Below are 20,053 nucleotides of genomic sequence, written 5' to 3'. Positions count from 1 at the left end.
CTGCGGTCAGCCACCGACGGTGGAGCCGAAGCCGGACTTGCCGGAGGAGCCGAAGCCGCCCGAGAGGGTCGCCTTCGAGCCGACGGTCGAGCCGGCCGGCGCGCGCTGCACGACGTCGGGCTGGGTCGCTCCGCGGGCCGCGAAGCCGCCGGACGCGACGGGCGCCCAGCTGGTCGCCCGCGTCGAGTTCCAGCGCGAGGACGCGAAGATCAGCGGGCCGAGCCAGAAGCCGCCGGCGTAGTGCCCGCGGTACTCGTCGGTGGCCTCGCACAGCTGCTCGGGGTCGTCGCCGACCTCCTCGCCCTGCGCCTGGAGCTGGGCGATCTGCTCCCGCACGTCGGCGAGGCAGTCCTCACGGCTCGCGTAGACGGGGCGCTCGGCGTTCTCGGGGATGACGTAGTCCTGGCCGTCGGCTCCCGTGGCGACGACGCCGTCGGTCGAGGGGCCGCCGTTCGCGAGGGCCACAGCGAGGCCCACCGCACCGACCGCGACCGCGCCGCCGATGAGCAGGCCGCGGCGGTTCTTCGCGATGCCGCTGATGCCGACGCTCCGGGAGCGGTGGGGAGCGGTGCGGGTGGCGCCGTCGCCGGACCCGCTGCTCGTTCCGCCGCTCGGCGTGCCGGAGCCCGCCCCGGGCTCGCGGCTGCCCCAGTCGTTCCCGGAGTTCGGCGTCCCGGAATCGCCGGGGGTGCGGTCGTCGTCCGTCATCGGGTCTCCTCGTCCTGCGGGCGGGCCGCGCGGGTGTCCTGCGGCCGGTCGTGCTCGGGGGCGCCGTACTCGGGCGCGGGGGTGCCGGGCGCGGGAGCGCCGTAGGCGGGGGCGGCGCCGTGCTCGGGGTGGGAGGCGGCCGACGCGGCGTCCGCGTCCGTCGCGGCCCCGTCGCTCCGTCCGCCCTCGATGTAGTGGGGGACGAACTCCGCCAGGTCGCCGGTGATCAGGCCGCTCGTCTCGCGCACGTCGATGCCGGCCGGGGTCTCGCCGACGATCCAGCTGCCGATGACGACGGTCTTCCCGTCGACCCGGGCCAGCTCGGCGCGCTCCTGGTGGATGAAGCCCTCGGCGCCGTAGCTCCCGCCGTTCTCGGCGACGACCGAGCCGTCGGCGTCGAGGACCGTCACGTTGGCGCCCTCCCGGCCCAGGCGCGGCTTGCGCACCTGCGCGGTGCCGGGCAGCGGATGCACGGAGGCGGGCAGCAGGTTCGGGTGGCCGCGGAACATCTCCCACAGCACCACCAGCAGCTGCTTGTTGCTGAGCAGGAGCTTCCACGCCGGCTCGACCCAGCGGGTGCGCTCGCGCCGGTCGAGGAGGAGGCCGCCGAACTGCTCGCCGAGCATCCACTCCCACGGGTACAGCTTGAAGACGTGGCGGATCGGCTCGCCGTCGCCGTCGAGGAAGCCTGCGCCGTCGAGCTCGTAGCGGATGTCCTCGACGAAGATCAGCTTGGGGTCGAAGCCGGCCTGCGCCGCGGTCTCGGCCATGTAGGCGACGGTGTCGGCGTCCTCGACGATCAGCTCGCCGTCTCCGGAGTCGTGCAGTGACGCGAGGTGCAGCCGGGCGCCCTCGTCGAGGCTCCAGCGCTCGAGGCGGAGGTGGCGCCACTGCTCGACGAGCTGCTCGTGCAGGCTGTTGAACTGGTCGGCGTCGGGCCCCTTCGTCTCGACGAGCCACTGCCACTGGGCCGCGGCGGTCTCGACCAGCGAGGTCGGGGTGTCGGCGTTGAACTCGAGCAGCTTCACTGCGCCCGCGCCGTCGTAGGCGAGGTCGAAGCGGCCGTAGACCGTGGGGTCGTCCTCGTCCCACGAGGTGCGCACCAGCTCGTGGAAGCGGGGCGGGATGCCGAACTCGGCGAAGCGGCCCTTCCGCACCACGAGCTCGCACGCCTCCATGCAGAGGTCGAAGAGCTCCGAGGTCGTGCGCTCGAGCAGGTCGATCTCGGCGGGCTCGAAGGAGTAGGCCGCGGACTCGTTCCAGTAGGGGCGGCCGCCCTCGGAGGGGAGGTCGTAGAAGCTGAAGCCGATCTCGTCGCAGCGGGCTCGCCAGTCCGGTCGCGGAGTGAGGGTGTGTCTGCGCATGATGTCCGGCAAGTGTAGGTCGGGCGTCCGCGTGAGGGCAGGGGGTGGCGCCGTCCTCCGCGCTAGCCTCGACGGGAGCGAAAGGCCGTGCCATGACCGCACCCCTCCCGCTCGCGGGCGTCCGCGTCCTCGAGCTCGGCAACTTCATCGCGGCGCCCACGGCTGGCCGGCTGCTCGCCGACTTCGGCGCCGAGGTGATCAAGGTGGAGCGGCCCGGCACGGGGGACGAGCTGCGCCGCTGGCGGCTGCACGAGGGGTCCGAGACCTCGCTCCTCTTCCACACGATCAACCGCAACAAGCGCTCGATCGCGCTCGACCTGCGCACGGACGAGGGGCGCGACGCCGTCCGCCGCCTGGTCGCCGAGTGCGACGTGGTGCTCGAGAACTTCCGGCCCGGCACGCTCGAGCGCTGGGGGATCGGGCCGGACGTGCTCGACGAGGCCCGGCCCGGCATCGTGATCGGCCGCATCTCCGCGTTCGGGCAGACCGGCCCGCTGTCGGCCCGGCCCGGGTTCGCGGCGGTCGCGGAGGCGATGGGCGGGTTCCGCGAGCTGGTCGGCGACCCGGACCGGCCGCCCGTGCGCGTCGGCGTCTCGATCGGCGACTCGATCGCCGGGCTGTACGCGGGCTACGGAGTGATGATGGCGCTGTTCCAGCGCGAGACCCGCCGCTCCGCGGGGCTGGATCCGGCACCGCTGGCGGAGCGGGTCGTCGACGTGGCGCTGCACGAGGCGATGTTCTCGATGACGGAGTCGCTGATCCCCGACTTCCAGGCGCACGGCATCGTCCGGGAGCGCGTCGGCGGGCGGATGGAGGGCATCGCCCCGACCAACGCCTACACCTGCGCCGACGGGGCGAGCATCGTGATCGCGGGGAACGCGGACGCGATCTTCCAGCGGCTGATGGCGGTGATCGGCCGCGCCGACCTGGGCGAGGACGCGGCGCTCGCCTCGAACGAGCAGCGCTGGGCCCGGCGCGACGAGCTGGACGCGGCGATCGGCGCGTGGACGACGGGCCGCACCGCCGCCGAGGCGCTCGCGGTCCTCGACGACGAGGGCGTCCCCTCCGGCCCGATCTACACGGCCGCCGACATCAGCGCGAGCGAGCAGTACGCGGCGCGCGACATGATCCAGGCCTTCGACGTCGAGGACGCCGGCGGCACCCTGCGCGGCGTGGGCTTCCCGGGGATCGTGCCGGTGCTCGGCGGCCGCTCCCTCCCCATCCGCTCGCTCGCGCCCGACCTGGGCCAGGACACCGAGGAGGTGCTGGGGATGCTCCGGCGCACCGGTCCCGCTGCTCCCTCCGCCGGCGGGGCTCCTGCCGCTGCTGCTGCTCCCTCCGCCGCCGCTGCCGAGGAGGCCGGCCGGTGACCGCGCTCGCCTCCGCGCGCCTGCGCGACGTCACCCTCCGCGACGGCCTGCAGCTCACCGGCAAGCTCCTGACGACCGAGCGCAAGGTCGACCTCGCGCGCACGCTGCTCGCCGCGGGAGTGCCCGAGCTCGAGATCGGCTCGCTCGCGCGCGGCGACCTCGTCCCTCCGATGGCCGACACCCTCGACGTGATCGCCGCGCTCACTCCCGAGGAGCTGGAGCGGTGCTGGGTGTGGGTCGCGACTCCGCGCCACGTCGAGCGTGCGGCCGCCGCGGGGGCGCGCCGCTTCCAGTACTGCTTCTCGGCGTCCGACTCGCACAACCTCGCCAACGTCGGCAGGCCGACCGAGGCGAGCCTGGCCGCGATGCCGGAGGCGGTCGCGCTCGCCGAGAGCGTCGGCGGGCGGATCCAGCTGTGCATCGCCACCTCGTTCACCTGCCCGTTCGAGGGCCCGGTCGACCCGGAGCGCGTGCTCGCGATCGCGCGTGACCCGCGAGCGGCGGGAGCGACCGACGTGGTCGTCTGCGACACGCTCGGTCAGGCGCACGCCGGCCAGGTGGCGTCGCTCGTCTCGCGCGTGGCCGCGGAGACCCCGCCCCGCGAGATCGTGTTCCACGGGCACGACACCTGGGGCTCGGGCGTCGCGAACGCGATCGCCGCCGTGCAGGCCGGGGCCGCGGTGGTCGACGGCGCGCTCGGCGGCCTCGGCGGCTGCCCCTTCGCACCGGGCGCCAGCGGCAACACGGCGACCGAGGACCTCCTGTTCGCCCTGCGCCCCGACTGGTTCACGCCCGGCGCGCTCGCGGTCCTCGTCGGCGAGACGGAGGCGCTGCTCGCCGAGCTCGGCGAGCCCGGCCGCTCGAAGGCCGCGCAGGGCGCCCGCTCGAACGCCCCCGCCTTCCCCTGGGCGCTCTGAGCGGATCGTCCCCCGCTCGCCGGTCCGAGGCGTCGCGAACGGTCGCCTCCCGCCGCGGAGGACGACCGTTCGCGACGCCTCGACAGCGTCGTGCGGGTCAGCGCGCGAGCAGCGCGCCGAGGCGTGCGCGCTCGGCGCGGAGGACGTCGACCAGGAGGGACCCCTCGGGTGCGGCGAGCCAGCGCTCCAGGGCGAGGTCGAAGAGGGCGGAGGCCGCGAGGGCGGCGAGGGCCGCGTCCTCCGGCGCGACTCCGGCGTCGACGAGGGCGGCGCGCATGCTCTCGGCGAGGGCGGCCGACTTCAGGAGCTCGCGCTCGCGCAGCTGCGGCTCGGAGCGCACGACGGCACGGCGGGCGGCGATCGGAGCGCGCCAGGTCTGGAGGTCGCCCGAGGCGGCCGCCTCGAGGCCGTGCATCACGAGGTCCATCGGCGCGAGGCCGGCGGGGGCGCCGGCGAGCAGGCGGCCGACGATCTCGGGGAACTCGCGCTCGCGGAGGAAGAGGACTTCGCGCTTGTCGGCGAAGTGGCGGAAGAAGGTGCGGGTGGTGAGCCCGGCGCGCTCCGCGATCGCGGGGACGGTGGTGCCCGCGTAGCCGTGCTCGGCGAAGAGCTCCATGGCCGCCTGCTCGAGGCGGAGGGCGGCGTCGGGGGCCCAGCGTGACATCCGCCCAGGATAGCTGACGACACGACGTGTCATCAGGAGTAGTGTGACGACACGTCCTGCCATCACTTCCGACTGGAGCCGCCCGTGCCCGAGAACGCCGCCGCCCTGCTGACCGCCCCGCGGGCCGACCTCGTCGTCCGCCCCGCTCCGATGCCCGTCCCCGGTCCGGGGGAGGTCCTGCTGCGCAACCGCGCCCTGGCCGTGAACCCGGTCGACGAGATGAAGCAGTGGACGGGCGATCTGATGTTCCGCTGGGTGCCGTACCCGGCGGTGCTCGGGGAGGACGTGGCGGGAGTGGTCGAGGCGGTCGGCCCTGGAGTGACGCGCTTCGCCGTCGGCGACCGGGCCGTCGCGTACGCGGTCGGGATGGAGCGCGGGCGGCGGAACCGCGACGAGGGCGCCTTCCAGGAGTACACGGTCGTGCGCGAGGACCTGGCGGCGCCGATCCCCGACCGGCTGGGCTTCGAGGAGGCGGCGGTGCTGCCGCTCGCGGTCTCGACGGCGGCGACGGCGCTGTTCCAGCGGGACCACCTCGCCCTGCCGCACCCGAGCGTCCCGGTCCGCCCGACGGGCAGGACGGTCGTGGTCTGGGGCGGGACGACGAGCGTGGGGAGCAACGCGATCCAGCTCGCCGTCGCCTCCGGGCACCGCGTCGCGACGACCGCGTCGCCCCGCAACCACGAGCGGATGCGCGAGCTGGGCGCCGAGATCGTGCTCGACTACCGCAGCCCCACCGTCGTCGCCGACCTGGTGGCGGCGCTCGCGGGCCACGAGGTCGCGGGGGTGCTCGCGATCGGGACGGGCTCCGGTGCCCCGTCGGTGGCGGTGGCCGCGGGCACCGGAGCGCGACGCGTCGCCCTGGCCAGCCCCTCCGTCTCGTTCGGCTCGCTCCCGCGCCGGCGCGGTGTCAGCGCCGCCTTCGTGCGGACGATGCTGCGCGTGGTCGGCGGCACCGCGGCGCTGCAGATCGCGGCCCGGCGCCGCGGCATCCGCGCCCGCTTCGTCTGGGGCGGCTCGCTGATGACGAACGAGGTGGGGCCGATGCTGTGGCGCGACCACCTGCCGGCGGCGCTCGCCGAGGGCCGTCACGTCTGCGCCCCGGCGCCCGAGGTGGTGGGTGAGGGGCTCGCCGCGCTGCAGCCCGCCCTCGACCGGCTGCACGAGGGTGTGTCGGCGGTGAAGCTGGTCGTCCGCCTCTGAGGGGCGGGCTCCGGGAGGCCGGGCTCCGACCGGCCCCGTGCGGAGGGATCGAGCGGGGTCCGGCCCCGAGCGACCAGCCCGGGGATCCGGCCGGGTTCCTCCGGTCCGCCGCCGCCCGCCGCAGCCGCTCCGCCCGAGCCGTGCCGCCGAGTGGCCGCAGCGCCGGAGCCTCGGTATCGTGGCGCGCTCCGACGCGACCCGAGGAGACCCCGTGATCCGCCGCACCGCCCCCGGAGCCGCCGCGCTCCTCCTGCTCGCCCTGACCGGCTGCTCCGCCGGGTCGTCGCCCGCGGCGTCCCCGTCCGCCACTCCGGAGCCCGTCGGCGGCCTCGGGGTCGCCGTCTCGGCGCTCTGCGAGCCCGGCTCCGATCCGCAGTGCGTCCCGGTCGGCGGGCAGGACGTCCTCGTCGATCCCGAGGACTTCACCCGCGCGGGCGTCGCCGCGGTCGAGGCCGATCCGAGCACGGGAGTCGTCGACGTCCGGTTCGACGAGGCGGGCGCCGCCCTCCTGCGCCGCGGCTCGCAGGCGGCCATCGACGAGGGGGCCGACGCCCGGCTCCTCCTCCGCGTGGGCGACCGGGTCGAGTCGGCGCTCTCCGTCATGCAGCCGATCGAGGGCGACACCGTGCAGATCGTTCCCGCGGAGGGCGACGCGCAGGGGCTGGTCGACCGGATCCTCGCCGGCTGACGCCCGCCTAGGATCGGCGCATGGCGAAGGGTTTCCGCACGGAGCGCGCGCAGGCGCTCCTCCTCGCGCAGCCCTGGGCGCTCTCGCTGGTGAGCGCCGTCTTCGTGGCGGGGATGCTCTGGCTGGCGGCGGACGCGGGCTGGGATCTCGGCGCGGTCGTCGGCGGCGGACGCCGGCACGCGCCGCTGTGGCTGGTGCTCCTGCTCGGCCTGCCGCTGTTCGGCGCCGGAGTGGTGCTCGGCGCGGTCCGGCAGGTGCGGCTCCTGCGGCGGCCGGCGGCGCCGCCCGTCCCGAGTCCGGAGGCGGAGCGGCTGCGGCGCGAGGGCCCGGGCTGGCTCAGCCGGCGCGAGGACGAGCGAGCGGCGCAGGGCGGGACCGGGAGCGCGCAGGGCGGCACCGGCGGCACACCGGACGTGATCGGCAGCGCTCCCGACGGCACGGACGACCCGCGCGACGAGGCCCGCTGACCGCGCCTCAGAGGTGCAGCATCCCCCAGTCGATGATCACGGCCAGCGCCGTGTAGGCCGCGGCCACTGCTCCGACCGCCTTGCCCGCGCGGTCGAGGTCGGCCTGCGGGTCCGGACCGGCGTCGGCGACGACCCGGAGCAGCGCTCCGACCAGCGCGATCAGCGTGATCGCCAGGATCCAGACCTTCAGCGACGCGTGCGGGTCGACGTGCGCGAGCGTCAGCGCGACGACCGGCACCGCCACCACGAGCACCGACGCCAGCACCAGGAGGCAGCCGCGCCGGGTGAGGCCGGTCGGCCCGAAGGAGCCGCCGCGCATCCAGGCGCGCACGCGCTGCCTCCGCGACGCGGGCGGACCGCCGGCGGAGTCCGCGTCGGTCGAGGGCCCCCAGTCCTGCGCGGTCGTCATCGCGCGGTGCCGGAGCGGTCGGGAGTCGGGCTGGGCCGCATCGGGTCCTCCAGGAGACGAGGGGGCACGTCGGACGGTGGTGCCGACCCCTCAGTCTCGGGAGCGCCTCCGGCAGCGGCAAGCGCCTCTTCCGGACATGTCCGGAAGAGGACGCTCAGGCCCGTCCCTGCAGGATCAGATTCCAGTACACCCACGGCAGGACGCGGCGGTCGGCGAGGTAGGTGAGGCGCCGCTCCTTCGCCAGGCCCGTCCAGAAGGGGACGGTCGGCTTCGGGCGGTAGCGGTCGTCGAACTCGGCGAACACCACGCTCGACCGCGAGACCACGAAGGGGCAGACGGAGTAGCCGTTGTAGACGCGGGGGAGCGGGCGCCCCTTCTGCGCGGCGACGAGGTTCTTTGCGAGAGTGGTGGTCTGCTGGCGCAGTGCTCCTCCGGACTTCGAGTTGACCGTGGCCGCCGCGTCGCCGAGCGCCCACACGTCGGGGAACCGCGGGTGCCGCAGGGTCAGCGGGTCGACCTCGACGAAGCCGCCCTCGTCGCCCTCGGCGGCCAGTCCGGTGCCGGCCAGCCAGTCGGGGGCCGACTGCGGGGGCACGGCGTGCAGCACGTCGTACGACAGCGTCTCGCGCGGGCCGTCGGTCGAGCGCCGCGCGCGGTCGGGGCCGGGGAGGGCGGTCGCGCGCTCGTCGACGGCGAGGACGACCCTCCGCTCGGCCGCGTCGACCTCGACCAGCTCGCGGCCGTAGCGGACCTCGATCCCGTACTCCGCCACCTTCCGCTCGAGCTCGGAGTCGATCAGCGGCATCCCGAACAGGGTGGGGGTCGGCACGACGAGCACGACGCGGATGCGGTCGAGGACGCCGGTCGCGCGCCAGTAGTCGCAGGCGAGGTACATCGGCTTCTGCGAGGCGCCGGAGCAGGTGCCGGGGCCGCCGGGCTGCGTGAAGACGACGGTGCCGGAGCGGACCTCGCGGAGCACCTGCGACGCCTTGCGGGCGTACTCGTACTCGTAGTTGGACACTCCGAACGGCGAGTCCATCGCCTCCTGGAGCCCGGGGACCGCGGCCCAGTCCTTCTGGATCCCGGGGCAGACGACGAGCTGCCCGTAGCCGACGGTGCGGCCGGAGAGGAGGGTGACCGTGTGCGCGACCGGGTCGAGCGTCTCGACGCGGTCCTGGATCCAGACGACCCCCTTCGGCGTCACCGAGCCCTGGGGCCGGGTCGCCGCGGAGGCGGGTGCTGTGCCGCCCGCGACGTGGGAGAGCATCGGCTGGTAGACGTGGGTCGACCGGGGCTCGATCACCGCGACGTCGTCCACTCCGGAGCGCCGCAGCCGTCCCGCGGTCGAGAGTCCGGCGTTGCCGCCGCCGATGATGAGGACGTCGTGGCGGGCCGCGCCGGGATCGGTCATGGCCTCACCCTAGGCGCGCGCCGAGGCGAGCGGACGGGCTTGCGCAGACCCGCGGAAGGGGGGTGCGCTCGGAGCGCCCCGGGACGGTGATCCCGCACGGCCGCCCGGCTCGCGTCAGGCCGCCTCGAGCGCCTGGATCGCGGTCCTCGCGGTCGCGCAGGGGTAGGAGTCGTACCCGTCGTGGGCGTCGAAGGCGCGGCACTCGGCGCAGCGGAGCCGCACTCCGGCGCCGCCCTCGAGGACGCGCTCGGGGCGGTGCCCGTGCAGGATGACGGCGAGGCTCGCGACGAGGGGGTCGCTGCTCACCAGCGCGCTCCGCAGCGCCTCCGACCGGCGGCGGAGGTAGTCGTCCGCCACGGCGTCGATCGACTGCTCGGGGAGGTCCGGCTCGGGCCAGGAGGCGGGCCGCTCGACGGGCAGGTCGAGCTCGTCGAAGCCCATCGACCAGTCCGGGAAGCGGCGCTGCTCGTGCACGCTGGTCCAGACGGTGACCACTCCCTCGTGCCGCGGGTCGGCGAGGATCCGCGCGTAGAGCGAGCGCACGTCCGACTCCTCGCCCTCGAGCAGCTGCATCACGCGGCGGCCGCGGAAGACGAGCATCCCCGAGACTCCGTGCTCGACGTTGTTGCGGCGGCTCGTCTCGAGCAGCCGGCGGATCTCCCCCGAGCCCAGGTCGCGGTCGAGGGTGCTGACGTAGACGACGGTGAAGACGAGGGAGTCGCGCCGCGGCGAGTGCTCGACGAGGTGGAGCGTCGCGGGGGAGTGGGCGCCGGCTTCGGGGTCCATCAGGGCCGCGACCTCCGGGAACTCGAGCCAGATCAGGTCCTCCGGAGCGCTCGGCTCCACGGCGGTGACCGCCGGGACCGCGTCCAGCCACTGGGTCCGCTGGCGGAGGTCGGCGGCGACGGCCTTCTCGTCGAGCCCGGGCAGGAGGCCTGCGGCGCCGGAGACGAAGAGGCTCGTCGCGGAGTTGAGCAGCAGCGTCACGACCGTCGCGTGGCCGTCGCCGCCGAGCACGGGGAGCTCGACACTGTCGGTGCGGCCGTGGGCGGCGAGCCCGGAGGCGTAGGAGACGAGTGCGTCGGCGACCGCGTCCCCCACCTGGAAGGTCGCGCCGGCGTACTTGATCTGCTTCATGGCTCCACGATGCGCCTGCGGCGGATCCGCGGGTAGGGGTACCGGTGCCGAGTGGAGCGTGCAGGGGTCGCGGCTACTCCCGCCCGAGGAGCACGGAGCGGCGGGACCGCGCCCAGTCGGCCGTCGAGCGGGCCGGCGTCCCCGTGATCCGCTCGACCTCGTCGGTGAGCACGTCGACGCCGTCCAGGCCGCGGCGGGCGACGACTCCGAACTGCCGGCGGAGCCCCTCCGCCTGCCACGCGGACATGCCGGTGAGGCGCAGGACTCCGGCGAACACGCGGCTGGGCAGGTGCAGGTAGCGGACGCGCCGCCCCAGGCCCGCGGTCAGCTCGCGGGCGGCGCCGGGCCCGTCGAGCAGGGCCGGTCCGGTGAGGACGGGCTCGGCGCCGGTGTGCCCTCCCGCCTCGAGGACGTGCGCGGCGACCCGGGCGATGTCGGCGGTGTCGATCCACGGGATGACGCCGCGCCCTATCGTCTGCGGGAGCAGACCGCGCGAGATCGCGGGCGCCGAGGGCTCGAGGTTCGTCAGGAAGCCCGAGGCGTGGAGGATCGTCGCGGGCAGCCCGGAGGCGCGCACGCGCTCGTCGGTCCGCCAGATCGCGCGGCCCCAGGGGAGCGGCGAGTGCTCGGCCGCGTCGCCGCCGGAGAGCTGCACGAGCGCGCGGACGCCCGCCTCCTGGGCGGCGCGGACGGCGGTGGCGCCGTGCTCGGCCTGGCGCGGGGTGGCGGCGGTGACCAGGAAGAGCTGGTCGGCGCCCCGGAGGGCGGCGGTCAGCGCGGCCCCGTCGCCGAGGTCGGCGATCCGTGCGTCGAGGCCGCGGGCCGCGAGGGCCGCCGCCTGCTCGGGCCGGCGGACGATCGCGCGGACGGGCGCGCCGGCCGCCACGAGCCGCTCGAAGGTCTTGCCGCCGACGTCGCCGGTGACTCCGGTGATCGCGATCACATCGCTCATGATTCCTCCTAGGTATCAACTAACTGATACTCGAAGACTACGCCGCTACGCTCGGTCCATGTCCTCGGAGTTCTCCCTGACCCGCGACGACGTCGACGCGATCGCCGCCTGGACGGTCATCCGCGCCGCCCGCGACCTGGCGAGGCGGGTCGGCGACGCGCTCGCGCCGGTCGGGCTCAGCCCGGTCGAGTTCGGCGTGCTGGCACAGCTCTCGGCGGCCGACGGGCTGACGCAGGCCGACCTCGCCCGCGCCGTCGGCGTCCGCCCGCAGAGCATGACCGCCCTGGTCGCCGGGCTGGCGGAGCGGGGCCTGCTCGACCGGGGCGCCGAGCGCGGCCGCGGCCGTCACTCCCGGATCGCCCTGACCCCGGCGGGGCGCGACCTCCTCGCGGCCGCCTACCCGCTCGTGCGGGCCGGCAACGCGTGGTTCGGCGGCGAGGAGCGCGCCGACGCCGTCGCGACCGCGCTGCGCCCGCTGCTCGGCGGGCAGTCGGGCCCGGGGCACGAGGTCCCCTGAGCGGAGGGGGCGAGGTGGCTCGGCTGCGGGAGAGGTGGCTCCTCCTCCGAGCGCTCGCGCACACCCGGCCCCCTCGCGGGTGCCACCGGTACCCTGGTCCGGTGCCCCTGACCCTCCCTCCGCTGAGCCGCGCCCGCGCGCGCGCCGCCGCGGCGTACCCGACCCGGCAGCTGCTGACCAAGCGCGCCTCGGGCACGAACGGATGGCTCAGCTCGTGGGGGACGAACGCGCACGGCGAGATCGCCGGCTGCCCGCCGCCGCGCGGCTGACCCGCGACCGCCCCTCCTCCGGAGTCCGCGGCCGCGTCCCCGCGCTCACCCACCCCTCCGGACGGAACCCCTCATGCCGCACCAGCCCCTGCCCGCCGATCAGGCCCCCCACTCGATCTGGCGGGGACTCCGCCAGACCCTCCAGAAGGACACGGTCGGCGGAGCGTTCCTGCTCACCGCGACCCTCCTCGCCCTGATCGTCGCCAACAGCCCCGCGTCCGCGCTCTACACCGCGGTCCGCGACTTCCGCTTCGGCCCCGAGGCCCTGCACCTCGAGCTGAGCGTCGGGTCGTGGGCGGCCGACGGCCTGCTCGCGATCTTCTTCTTCGTCGTCGGGCTCGAGCTCAAGGAGGAGTTCGTCGCCGGCAAGCTCCGCGACCCCAAGACGGCGCTCGTGCCGATCGTCGCGGCCGTCGGCGGCGTGGCCGTCCCCGCCCTGATCTTCACCGCGGTGAACCTGCCCCGCGGAGGAGCCGCGCTGGACGGCTGGGCGATCCCCGCCGCCACCGACATCGCCTTCGCCGTCGCGGTGATCGCCGTGGTCGGCCGCTTCCTCCCGCCGGCGCTGCGGACGTTCCTCCTCACGCTCGCCGTGGTGGACGACCTCATCGCGATCACGATCATCGCCGTCTTCTACACCGCCGGCATCGACGTGCTGATGCTCCTGCTCGCGCTGGTGCCGCTGGCGGTCTTCGCGGTCTGCGTGCAGCGCGGCGTGCGCGCCTGGTGGGTGCTGATCCCGCTCGGAGTGGCGACGTGGGCGCTCGTGCACGCCTCGGGCATCCACGCCACGGTCGCGGGCGTGCTGCTCGGCTTCACCGTGCCGGTCGTCGCGACGAAGCGCGCCCGGGTGCAGGTGGGGTCGGATGCGGAGGGGCGCCCGGTCTACGACGGTCTCGCCGCCCACTTCGCCGACCGCTGGAGCGTCCTCTCGACCGCGGTCGCGGTGCCGGTCTTCGCGTTCTTCTCGGCCGGAGTGACGGTCGGCGGAGTCGCGGGCCTGGTCGACTCGTTCCAGGACTCGATCGCCGTGGGCATCATCGCGGGCCTCGTGCTCGGCAAGCCGCTCGGCATCGCCGGGAGCACCTTCCTCCTGACCCGCTTCCGCGGCATCGGCCTGGATCCGTCGCTGCGCTGGGTGGACGTGATCGGCATGGCGTTCGTGGCCGGCATCGGATTCACGGTGTCGCTGCTCGTCGGCGAGCTCTCGTTCGGCGCGGGCAGCGAGTCCGACGACCACGTGAAGGTCGGCGTCCTGGCCGGCTCGTTCCTCGCGGCGGTGATCGGAGGCGCGATTCTCTCGGTCCGCAACCGCCACTACCGCCGCCTGCAGGGCTGACGCCCGGCGGGATCTACGCGGCGCCCGCTGCTCGATCAGCAGGCGCCTCCTGCTGGTCGAGCAGCCGCCGCAGGCGCCCTGTCGAGGCCCGCGCGGCTCAGCCGTGCAGGCCGTGGATGACCGCGTGGCCGCGGCCGCGGGAGATGAGCAGGCGGTTCACCGGGGTCGTGACGACGAAGGCCAGGGCCAGGGCGCCGGCGAGCGAGCCCCAGAAGAGGCCGGACGAGAGGCCCGCGTCCATCGCTCCGGGGATCGCGAGCACCACCGTGTTGTCGACGACCTCCATCACGGCGATCGAGACGGTGTCGGCCGCCAGCGCGATGCCGACGGCGGCGCGCCATGTCACTCCGGAGCGGAGCACGCCCCGCAGCGTGAGCGCGTAGCCGAACACGAAGGCGAGGACGATCGAGAGGGCGACCGTCGCCAGGGCGGGCAGCCCCAGGGCGGAGCCGATCACCATGCCGAGGACCTCGCCGATCGCGCAGCCGGTCAGGCAGTGCAGGGTCGCGAGGGCGGCGACGCGCCAGGTGGTCGGGTGGTGGTGGGCGTGGTCGGTCATGGTGTCTCCTCCGGTTCGGTCCAGGGGAGTGCAACATACCCCCGGGGGGTATATTCCCGACCCGGCCGTCGGAGTCTCCTCCGGCTCCGCAGGCGCGCGAGCCGTTCGCCCGGGCGCGTTACCCTCGCCCCGTGCTCCTCCGAGCACCGCCCCTCGACACCAGGAGCCCCGATGGCCGCCCCCACCGTCCTCTTCGTCTGCATCCACAACGCCGGCCGCTCGCAGATGGCCGCCGGCTACCTCCGCGCCCTCTCCGGCGGCGCCGTCGAGGTCCGCTCCGGCGGCTCCGAGCCTGGCGACAGCATCAACCCGATCGCGATCGAGGCGATGGCGGAGGAGGGCATCGACATCTCGCAGGCCGTCCCGCAGCTGATGACCACCGAGCAGGTCCAGGCCTCCGACGTCGTGATCACGATGGGCTGCGGCGACGTCTGCCCCGTCTTCCCGGGCAAGCGCTACGAGGACTGGGACCTCGCCGACCCGAAGGGCCGACCGCTCGAGGAGGTCCGCTCGATCCGCGACGACATCAGGGCCCGCGTGCAGTCACTCGTCGCGGAGCTGCTGCCCGCCTGAGCCGTTCGATCCCGTCCGGCCGCGTCAGCGTTCGGCGGGAGGCGGGAACGTCCGCCCGACCGGCGGCGAGCCCGCCGGCAGCGCCGCTCGCGCCCGGTGCAGGAAGACGGCGGTCATGACGACCCGGGCGCGGGCCGGCGACGAGTCGAGCGGGCCGATCAGCTCCTCGATCCGCGCGAGCCGGTCGTAGAGGGTCTGCCGGCCGATGCCGAGCGCGGCCGCCGTCGCCGTCTTGCTCCCCCACAGCGACGCGAAGGCCTCGAGGGTGGCGAGCAGCTCGCCGCGCTGGGCGCGCAGGGGCCCGAGCACCTCCTCGACGAGGTCGTCCGCCTCCGGATCGTCCTGCAGAGAGCTCGCGAACCGCTCCAGGCGGTACTGGCGCGAGTCGACGACTCCGCCTGCGGGCGCCCACTCGCGCGCGCCGCGCACCTCCGCCAGCTCCCGGGGCACCCGCTCCTGCCCGCCGAGCCCGCTGCCGACGCAGAGCAGAGCGTCCGAGTCGAGGGCGGCGCCGAGGCGCAGCAGCTCCGCGCGGCCCTCCTCCATCGCGGCGGCGGTGGCGAACGGCAGCAGCGCCAGCAGCTCGGAGCCGACCACGCAGAGCACCGGGCCGGGATCCGCTCCTGCGCCCGTCAGGAGGCGGAGCAGAGCGCGGAGCCGCCGGTCGTCGTGACCGGTGTCGGCCCGGACGCCGAGGTAGCGCTCCCGGGAGCCGGCGCCGAGGCGGCCGAGGAAGGCGTCGATCTGGAGGTCGGCCGCCGGGTCCGCGCGCTCGACAGATGCGATCGCGAAGAGCTGGGCGGTCAGCCGCTCGGTGACCGACGGCGGGCGGTGCCGGAGCACGGCGATCGCGAGGACGTCCGGCGCCCGGTCGAGCGCGACGGCGACGGCGTGGAGGTCGGCGTCGGCGTGGGCCCGCAGATGCAGGGTGCCCAGGAGGGAGTCGCCCGCGTGCAGCACGTTCGAGAACGTCCCGGCCGTCGGCTCCGTGTCGACGCCCGGCCCGGGCGAGGCGCGGGCGATCTCGTCGCCCGTGAGCGAGACGAGCGAGGCGGAGGCGCCCGTCGCGGAGGCGACGACCTGCAGGAGCTCGTCGACGCCGGCGTCCCCGGAGGCCGCGTCGGCCAGAAGACCGGACACTCTGTCCGCCAGACGGATGCTCCGGAACTTCTGCTCGGTGAGGTGGGTGTTGATGCTCTCGCAGACCTGCACGAAGGGGACGCGCCGGGGCAGGGCGAGCACGGGGAGGCCGAGCTCGTCGGCCGCCGCGACGATCGGCGGCGGCACCGCGGGCAGGCGCGGCGAGAGCTCGAGAGCGAGGGCGCCGACTCCCGCGTCCACCAAAGACCGCACGTACTCGCGGCACTCCGCCGGGTCCTGGTCGGTCGAGAGGAGCGCGCCCTCCATCAGGAGCAGCTCGCCTCCGAGGAGGAGGGGCGCGATGTCGAGCTGCTCGCTCGTGTGGGCCCAGCGGATCACGGCGCGCTCGGCGGCCGCGTGCCCGGCGGCCACCACCGGGAGCATGGCGGCGAGGCGCGGATCCCGCATCGCGTCCGACAGCAGGTAGGCCATACAGAACGTCCTCTCGCGTCACGGCGAATTTACACGCGGACGCGCCGCCCGAAACGGGTCCGCACGAGAGTGGAGCCTCACCGGGCGCCCCGCCCTCCCCTTCATCTCCCTCCCCGAGAGGATCCGCCATGAGCACCGACACCCTGCACGGCACCGCCGACGCCGAGGACGCGCTGAGTCCCCTGCCCGACTCCCGACGCACCGCCCGGCTCGACGGGCAGTTCTGGATCTGGGCCGGCGCCAACATCGCCCCCATCAACTGGGTGCTCGGCGCCCTCGGCGTGAACATGGGCCTCGGCCTGGCGGACACCGTCACCGTCCTCGTGCTCGGCAACGTCGTCGGGATGGCGGTGTTCGGCTTCTTCGTCCTCCTCGGCCAGCGGACGGGGGCGACCGGGATGCTCGTGGGACGGGCGATCTTCGGCCGGCGCGGCAACTACGTCCCGGCCGCCATCCAGGCCGTGGTCGTGATCGGCTGGTGCGCCATCAACACCTGGATCGTCCTCGACCTCGTCATCGCGCTCCTCGGCTCCGTCGGCGTCGTCGACCCGGAGCAGGCGAACGTCGGCTGGAAGATCGCGGTGGCGGCGGTGATCATGGCGGTGCAGGTCGCGATCTCCTTCCTCGGCTACCGCGCGATCGCCGCCTTCGAGCGCTGGACCGTCCCGCCGACCCTCCTGGTGCTGGCGATCATGTCGGTCGTCGCCTGGTTCTTCCTCGACATCGACTGGTCCTACGCCGGCCCCGCGGAGGGCGCGCTCACCGGAGGCGACCGCATCGCGGCCATGTCCATCGTGATGACCGCCATCGGCATCGGCTGGGGCCTCACCTGGCTCGCCTACGCCGGCGACTACTCCCGCTTCGTCGGGCCCCGCTCCTCGAAGCGGGGGCTCTACCTCGCCAGCGTCCTCGGCCAGTTCATCCCGGTGGTCTGGCTCGGCGTCCTCGGCGCGACCCTCGCGACGAAGAACGGATCCGTGGATCCCGGGGAGCTGATCGTCGAGAACTTCGGCGTCCTCGCGATCCCCGTGCTGCTCCTGGTGGTGCACGGCCCGATCGCGACCAACGTCCTGAACATCTACTCGTTCGGCATGGCGACCCAGGCCCTCGACATCCGGCTCGGGCGCCGCGCGCTCAGCCTCATCGTCGGCGTGCTGGCCTTCGCGGCTGCGGTGTTCTTCGTCTTCCAGGACGACCTCGCCACCACGCTCGACGCGTGGCTGGTCGGCCTCGTCGGCTGGGTCGCCCCCTGGGGTGCGATCGTGCTGGTGCACTACACGGTGTTCGAGCCGCGCGTCCGCTCCTTCGGGCACCTGTTCGCCCCCGTCGGCTCGCCGTTGCTGCCGGACGTCCGCTGGCGGGCGCTGCTCTCCTTCGCGATCGGCGCGACCCTGACCTGGCTGTTCATGAACGGCTCGGTGCCCGCCCTGCAGGGTCCGGCCGCGACCGCCCTCGGAGGCGTCGACGTCTCGTGGCTCGCGGGCGGAGTCTCGGCCGGCATCGCCTACCTCCTGCTCGGCCGGGACGCTCCCGCCTGGGTCGAGCGCCGGGAGTCGGCCGGGCCTGTCGCCGCGGAGCCCGAGCCCGTCCGCGGCTGAGCCCGAGCCCCTCCGCGGGCCGACCCCCTCGCGAGCCGGCCCGCTCCGTCCCACCCCGCACCACGAACGGAACCGCCATGCCCCTCTTCCTCTCCGACGCCGCCGTGATCACCATGGACCCGGTCTCGGGCGCCGTCCCGATCACGGCGAGCATCCGCATCGTCGACGAGCTGATCGTCGCGATCGGCCCGGGCCTCGTTCCCGAGCCGGGCGACGAGGTGATCGACGGGCGCGACCGCCTGGTCGTCCCCGGCTTCGTCAACGCCCACACCCACTCGTGGGAGTACCTCTACAAGGGCCGCTACGACAACCTGCCGCTCGAGCTGTGGATGCTGCTGTCGTACCCGATCCTCGGGAACAGCCGCGTCGCTCCGGATCTGGTGCGGCTGCGCTCGTCGCTCTTCGCCCTCGAGTCGCTGAAGGCCGGGGTCACGACCCTGGTCGACGACGTGCTCGAGAACCCGGACCAGGACGCGGAGCAGCTCGCCGCGGTCTTCGACGCGTACGACGAGATCGGAGTCCGCGCCAACATCTCGGGCCACGTGATCAGCAGGCCCTTCCACGAGACGATGCCGTTCCTCGAGGAGTACGTGCCCGCGGAGATCCTCGACCAGGCGCGGTCGGCGTCGCGCCCGACGACCGAGGGCTACCTCGCCTTCAGCCGCGAGGCGTTCGCGACCCAGCACGGGAGGGGAGGCGGGCGGCTGCGCTACATGGTCGCCCCGTCCGCTCCTCAGCGCTGCGGGCCCGAGCTGCTCGTGGGGGCGACCGAGCTGGCGCTCGAGCACGGGGCGGAGTGCCACATCCACGTCCTCGAGACGAAGACGCAGCTGGTGACCGGGGAGCTGTCCTACGGCTCGACCCTGGTCGAGTACATGGAGCGGATCGGCGCGCTCTCGCCGAACACGACCTTCGCCCACGGGATCTGGCTCACCGACTCCGACATGGAGCGGATCGCCGCCGCCGGCACGTCCGTCTCGCACAACCCGATCTCGAACCTCAAGCTCGGCTCGGGCATCGCCCCGTGGCGCGCGCTGCACGACGCGGGCGTGAACCTCGGCCTCGGCACCGACGGCTGCTCGAGCAGCGACTCTCCGCGCATGCTCGACGTCGTGAAGGCCGCGGCGCTCCTGCACAAGGTCACGGATCCGGACATCGCCACCTGGCCGACCGTGTCCGAGGTGCTCACGGCCGGCACGATCGGAGGCGCGCGCAGCGCCGTGCTCGACGACGTCACCGGCAGCATCGAGGTCGGCAAGCAGGCCGACCTCGTCGTCTACGACCTCGAGACGCTGAACTTCACCCCGCGCCAGCGGCTCGAGAACCAGCTCGTCTACTCCGAGAACGGCTCGTCGATCGACACCGTGATCGTCGCGGGCCGGGTCGTCGTCTCGAAGGGCGTCTCGACCGCCGTCGACGAGGCGGCCCTCCGCGCGGATCTCGCCGCGCAGCTGGGGGAGATCGTGGCCTGGCAGGACTCGCTGGACCGGACGAACGGCGTGCTCACCGAGCCGTTCCGGCGGATGTACGAGCGGGCGATGCGGCACGACGCCCCCGTCGACCGCTTCAGCGGCCGCCGGCTGGTCTGAGGGCGGGCCGGCTCCCGGCGGACTCCCGGCTCGGCACACGGACGGGCGGGGGCGCGGCTCCAGTAGGTTGCGCACATGAGGTGGCGAGCGGGAGCGGTGGCGGTGCTCGTCCTCGCGCTCGCCGGGTGCACCGCGCCGGCCGACCCCGAGCCGACGACCGGGCCCACGGCCGCCCCCGTCTCCGGGCCGGTGGTCGGCGGCTACGGCGACCTGCACGTCGCGCCCGACGGTTCGATGATGTTCTGCTACTCCGACCCCGACCCCGGATTCACGGGCGTCTGGCGCGAGTGCCAGGACGGGATCCGCGCCGTGAACGTCGACCCGGCCGCGATCGACGCGACCCTCGGGGAGACGGCGACGGCCGATCCGGGCGGGCACCGCTGGGTCGGCGCGGCGGCCGGGAAGCGCACCGCCGAGGACGGCACCGACGTCTACACCGTCTTCCTCGCGGGGACGCGCACGGACGACGCCTTCACCGTGACCGCGGTCGGCGAGGGCTCCTACCGCGTGCCGTCCGAGTACCAGGAGCTGCAGCCGGGAGTGCCGGGCGGGTTCCTGGTGCGGCTCGAGCCGATCGGCTGAGCGGGGGCGCCGGCGCGGGCGGAGGAGCCGAGCGGGGTGCAGCGGCCGGGAGGGGCGGAGCCGGCGGACTCGCGCACCCCCCCGCCCGTCCGTGTGCCGAGCCGGGAGTCCGCCGGGAGCCGGCCCGCCCTCAGACCAGCCGGCGGCCGCTGAAGCGGTCGACGGGGG

21 protein-coding genes are annotated in these 20,053 nt (G+C 74.7%); 12 read left to right on the top strand and 9 right to left on the bottom strand.

Annotated elements, in window-relative coordinates:
• Positions 1–6: 6 nt before the first annotated feature.
• Together C5C99_RS11880 and C5C99_RS11875 are read right to left on the bottom strand one after the other, a co-directional pair.
• Positions 7–708 (bottom strand): hypothetical protein, encoded by a 702-nt coding sequence (locus C5C99_RS11880; protein ID WP_104340125.1) that lies wholly within the window; start codon positions 706–708, stop codon positions 7–9.
• Positions 705–2,072: a glutathionylspermidine synthase family protein gene (locus C5C99_RS11875; RefSeq protein WP_181074595.1), complete on the bottom strand. Its 1,368-nt coding sequence runs from the start codon at positions 2,070–2,072 to the stop codon at positions 705–707. The genes C5C99_RS11880 and C5C99_RS11875 overlap by 4 nt, the downstream gene beginning before the upstream one ends.
• A 92-nt stretch (positions 2,073–2,164) precedes the next feature.
• On the opposite strand from C5C99_RS11875, the gene C5C99_RS11870 reads away from it, so the two are divergent.
• Both C5C99_RS11870 and C5C99_RS11865 read left to right on the top strand, forming a co-directional pair.
• Positions 2,165–3,442 carry a CaiB/BaiF CoA-transferase family protein gene (locus C5C99_RS11870; protein WP_104340124.1) on the top strand — a complete coding sequence of 426 codons (1,278 nt, stop codon included), beginning with the start codon at positions 2,165–2,167 and terminating at the stop codon, positions 3,440–3,442.
• Positions 3,439–4,359, top strand: coding sequence for a hydroxymethylglutaryl-CoA lyase (locus tag C5C99_RS11865; protein WP_181074594.1), 921 nt, complete (start codon positions 3,439–3,441; stop codon positions 4,357–4,359). The genes C5C99_RS11870 and C5C99_RS11865 overlap by 4 nt, the downstream gene beginning before the upstream one ends.
• Positions 4,360–4,456: 97 nt before the next feature.
• On the opposite strand, the gene C5C99_RS11860 is transcribed toward C5C99_RS11865, so the two are convergent.
• Positions 4,457–5,023 carry a TetR/AcrR family transcriptional regulator gene (locus tag C5C99_RS11860; protein ID WP_181074593.1) on the bottom strand — a complete coding sequence of 189 codons (567 nt, stop codon included), beginning with the start codon at positions 5,021–5,023 and terminating at the stop codon, positions 4,457–4,459.
• 84 nt (positions 5,024–5,107) lie between these two features.
• Here C5C99_RS11860 and C5C99_RS11855 point away from each other — a divergent pair, with 84 nt between their 5' ends.
• The 3 genes from C5C99_RS11855 (at position 5,108) to C5C99_RS11845 (ending at position 7,378) form a co-directional block, all read left to right on the top strand.
• The gene (locus C5C99_RS11855) at positions 5,108–6,223 is read left to right on the top strand and encodes a zinc-binding alcohol dehydrogenase family protein (RefSeq protein WP_104340122.1); all 1,116 of its coding nucleotides are present in this window, start codon (positions 5,108–5,110) and stop codon (positions 6,221–6,223) included.
• 211 nt (positions 6,224–6,434) lie between these two features.
• On the top strand, positions 6,435–6,911 hold the full coding sequence (locus tag C5C99_RS11850; protein WP_104234350.1) for a hypothetical protein: 477 nt from the start codon (positions 6,435–6,437) through the stop codon (positions 6,909–6,911).
• A 20-nt stretch (positions 6,912–6,931) separates the two neighbouring features.
• On the top strand, positions 6,932–7,378 hold the full coding sequence (locus C5C99_RS11845) for a hypothetical protein (RefSeq protein ID WP_104255608.1): 447 nt from the start codon (positions 6,932–6,934) through the stop codon (positions 7,376–7,378).
• Between the two features lie 7 nt (positions 7,379–7,385).
• On the opposite strand, the gene C5C99_RS11840 is transcribed toward C5C99_RS11845, so the two are convergent.
• From C5C99_RS11840 to C5C99_RS11825, 4 genes are all read right to left on the bottom strand, one after another.
• Positions 7,386–7,787: a hypothetical protein gene (locus C5C99_RS11840; protein WP_104226999.1), complete on the bottom strand. Its 402-nt coding sequence runs from the start codon at positions 7,785–7,787 to the stop codon at positions 7,386–7,388.
• 154 nt (positions 7,788–7,941) lie between these two features.
• On the bottom strand, positions 7,942–9,198 hold the full coding sequence (locus tag C5C99_RS11835; protein ID WP_104269292.1) for an NAD(P)/FAD-dependent oxidoreductase: 1,257 nt from the start codon (positions 9,196–9,198) through the stop codon (positions 7,942–7,944).
• 114 nt (positions 9,199–9,312) lie between these two features.
• On the bottom strand, positions 9,313–10,335 hold the full coding sequence (locus C5C99_RS11830) for a BLUF domain-containing protein (protein WP_104340121.1): 1,023 nt from the start codon (positions 10,333–10,335) through the stop codon (positions 9,313–9,315).
• A 73-nt stretch (positions 10,336–10,408) separates the two neighbouring features.
• The gene (locus tag C5C99_RS11825; protein WP_104340120.1) at positions 10,409–11,287 is read right to left on the bottom strand and encodes an NAD(P)H-binding protein; all 879 of its coding nucleotides are present in this window, start codon (positions 11,285–11,287) and stop codon (positions 10,409–10,411) included.
• Positions 11,288–11,345: 58 nt separating this feature from the next.
• On the opposite strand from C5C99_RS11825, the gene C5C99_RS11820 reads away from it, so the two are divergent.
• The 3 genes from C5C99_RS11820 (at position 11,346) to nhaA (ending at position 13,412) form a co-directional block, all read left to right on the top strand.
• Positions 11,346–11,804 carry a MarR family winged helix-turn-helix transcriptional regulator gene (locus C5C99_RS11820; protein WP_181027218.1) on the top strand — a complete coding sequence of 153 codons (459 nt, stop codon included), beginning with the start codon at positions 11,346–11,348 and terminating at the stop codon, positions 11,802–11,804.
• 101 nt (positions 11,805–11,905) lie between these two features.
• Positions 11,906–12,073 carry a hypothetical protein gene (locus C5C99_RS17155; RefSeq protein WP_181027217.1) on the top strand — a complete coding sequence of 56 codons (168 nt, stop codon included), beginning with the start codon at positions 11,906–11,908 and terminating at the stop codon, positions 12,071–12,073.
• 73 nt (positions 12,074–12,146) lie between these two features.
• Positions 12,147–13,412, top strand: a complete 1,266-nt coding sequence (gene nhaA, locus C5C99_RS11815) for a Na+/H+ antiporter NhaA (RefSeq protein ID WP_104340119.1) — start codon at positions 12,147–12,149, stop codon at positions 13,410–13,412.
• A 97-nt stretch (positions 13,413–13,509) separates the two neighbouring features.
• Here nhaA and C5C99_RS11810 read toward each other — a convergent pair whose 3' ends face one another.
• Positions 13,510–13,971 (bottom strand): DUF4396 domain-containing protein, encoded by a 462-nt coding sequence (locus C5C99_RS11810; RefSeq protein WP_104340118.1) that lies wholly within the window; start codon positions 13,969–13,971, stop codon positions 13,510–13,512.
• A 171-nt stretch (positions 13,972–14,142) separates the two neighbouring features.
• Here C5C99_RS11810 and C5C99_RS11805 point away from each other — a divergent pair, with 171 nt between their 5' ends.
• The gene (locus tag C5C99_RS11805) at positions 14,143–14,544 is read left to right on the top strand and encodes an arsenate reductase ArsC (protein WP_104288152.1); all 402 of its coding nucleotides are present in this window, start codon (positions 14,143–14,145) and stop codon (positions 14,542–14,544) included.
• A 24-nt stretch (positions 14,545–14,568) separates the two neighbouring features.
• On the opposite strand, the gene C5C99_RS11800 is transcribed toward C5C99_RS11805, so the two are convergent.
• Complete coding sequence (locus tag C5C99_RS11800; RefSeq protein ID WP_104273778.1) at positions 14,569–16,116, bottom strand: PucR family transcriptional regulator; 1,548 nt, start codon at positions 16,114–16,116, stop codon at positions 14,569–14,571.
• Positions 16,117–16,244: 128 nt separating this feature from the next.
• Between C5C99_RS11800 and C5C99_RS11795 the strand changes: the two genes are divergently transcribed.
• From C5C99_RS11795 to C5C99_RS11785, 3 genes are all read left to right on the top strand, one after another.
• Positions 16,245–17,714: a cytosine permease gene (locus tag C5C99_RS11795; protein ID WP_104340117.1), complete on the top strand. Its 1,470-nt coding sequence runs from the start codon at positions 16,245–16,247 to the stop codon at positions 17,712–17,714.
• A 77-nt stretch (positions 17,715–17,791) separates the two neighbouring features.
• Positions 17,792–19,303: an amidohydrolase family protein gene (locus C5C99_RS11790; protein ID WP_104324888.1), complete on the top strand. Its 1,512-nt coding sequence runs from the start codon at positions 17,792–17,794 to the stop codon at positions 19,301–19,303.
• A 75-nt stretch (positions 19,304–19,378) separates the two neighbouring features.
• Positions 19,379–19,885: a hypothetical protein gene (locus tag C5C99_RS11785; RefSeq protein ID WP_146083057.1), complete on the top strand. Its 507-nt coding sequence runs from the start codon at positions 19,379–19,381 to the stop codon at positions 19,883–19,885.
• Positions 19,886–20,053: the final 168 nt, after the last annotated feature.

The organism is Rathayibacter sp. AY1C4, from assembly GCF_002932195.1.
In the GTDB taxonomy this organism is placed as follows: domain Bacteria; phylum Actinomycetota; class Actinomycetes; order Actinomycetales; family Microbacteriaceae; genus Rathayibacter.
Note: the sequence above shows the minus strand (reverse complement) of the source record. Positions and strands in the feature narration are given on the sequence as shown.

What these genes read in the sequence shown, in the direction of transcription:
- C5C99_RS11880 (WP_104340125.1), bottom strand. Translation starts at nt 708, where the DNA reads ATGACGGACGACGACCGCACCCCCGGCGATTCCGGGACGCCGAACTCC.
- C5C99_RS11875 (WP_181074595.1), bottom strand. Translation starts at nt 2,072, where the DNA reads ATGCGCAGACACACCCTCACTCCGCGACCGGACTGGCGAGCCCGCTGC.
- C5C99_RS11870 (WP_104340124.1), top strand. Translation starts at nt 2,165, where the DNA reads ATGACCGCACCCCTCCCGCTCGCGGGCGTCCGCGTCCTCGAGCTCGGC.
- C5C99_RS11860 (WP_181074593.1), bottom strand. Translation starts at nt 5,023, where the DNA reads ATGTCACGCTGGGCCCCCGACGCCGCCCTCCGCCTCGAGCAGGCGGCC.
- C5C99_RS11845 (WP_104255608.1), top strand. Translation starts at nt 6,932, where the DNA reads ATGGCGAAGGGTTTCCGCACGGAGCGCGCGCAGGCGCTCCTCCTCGCG.
- C5C99_RS11840 (WP_104226999.1), bottom strand. Translation starts at nt 7,787, where the DNA reads ATGACGACCGCGCAGGACTGGGGGCCCTCGACCGACGCGGACTCCGCC.
- C5C99_RS11835 (WP_104269292.1), bottom strand. Translation starts at nt 9,198, where the DNA reads ATGACCGATCCCGGCGCGGCCCGCCACGACGTCCTCATCATCGGCGGC.
- C5C99_RS11830 (WP_104340121.1), bottom strand. Translation starts at nt 10,335, where the DNA reads ATGAAGCAGATCAAGTACGCCGGCGCGACCTTCCAGGTGGGGGACGCG.
- C5C99_RS11825 (WP_104340120.1), bottom strand. Translation starts at nt 11,287, where the DNA reads ATGAGCGATGTGATCGCGATCACCGGAGTCACCGGCGACGTCGGCGGC.
- C5C99_RS11820 (WP_181027218.1), top strand. Translation starts at nt 11,346, where the DNA reads ATGTCCTCGGAGTTCTCCCTGACCCGCGACGACGTCGACGCGATCGCC.
- nhaA (WP_104340119.1), top strand. Translation starts at nt 12,147, where the DNA reads ATGCCGCACCAGCCCCTGCCCGCCGATCAGGCCCCCCACTCGATCTGG.
- C5C99_RS11810 (WP_104340118.1), bottom strand. Translation starts at nt 13,971, where the DNA reads ATGACCGACCACGCCCACCACCACCCGACCACCTGGCGCGTCGCCGCC.
- C5C99_RS11805 (WP_104288152.1), top strand. Translation starts at nt 14,143, where the DNA reads ATGGCCGCCCCCACCGTCCTCTTCGTCTGCATCCACAACGCCGGCCGC.
- C5C99_RS11800 (WP_104273778.1), bottom strand. Translation starts at nt 16,116, where the DNA reads ATGGCCTACCTGCTGTCGGACGCGATGCGGGATCCGCGCCTCGCCGCC.
- C5C99_RS11795 (WP_104340117.1), top strand. Translation starts at nt 16,245, where the DNA reads ATGAGCACCGACACCCTGCACGGCACCGCCGACGCCGAGGACGCGCTG.
- C5C99_RS11790 (WP_104324888.1), top strand. Translation starts at nt 17,792, where the DNA reads ATGCCCCTCTTCCTCTCCGACGCCGCCGTGATCACCATGGACCCGGTC.
- C5C99_RS11785 (WP_146083057.1), top strand. Translation starts at nt 19,379, where the DNA reads ATGAGGTGGCGAGCGGGAGCGGTGGCGGTGCTCGTCCTCGCGCTCGCC.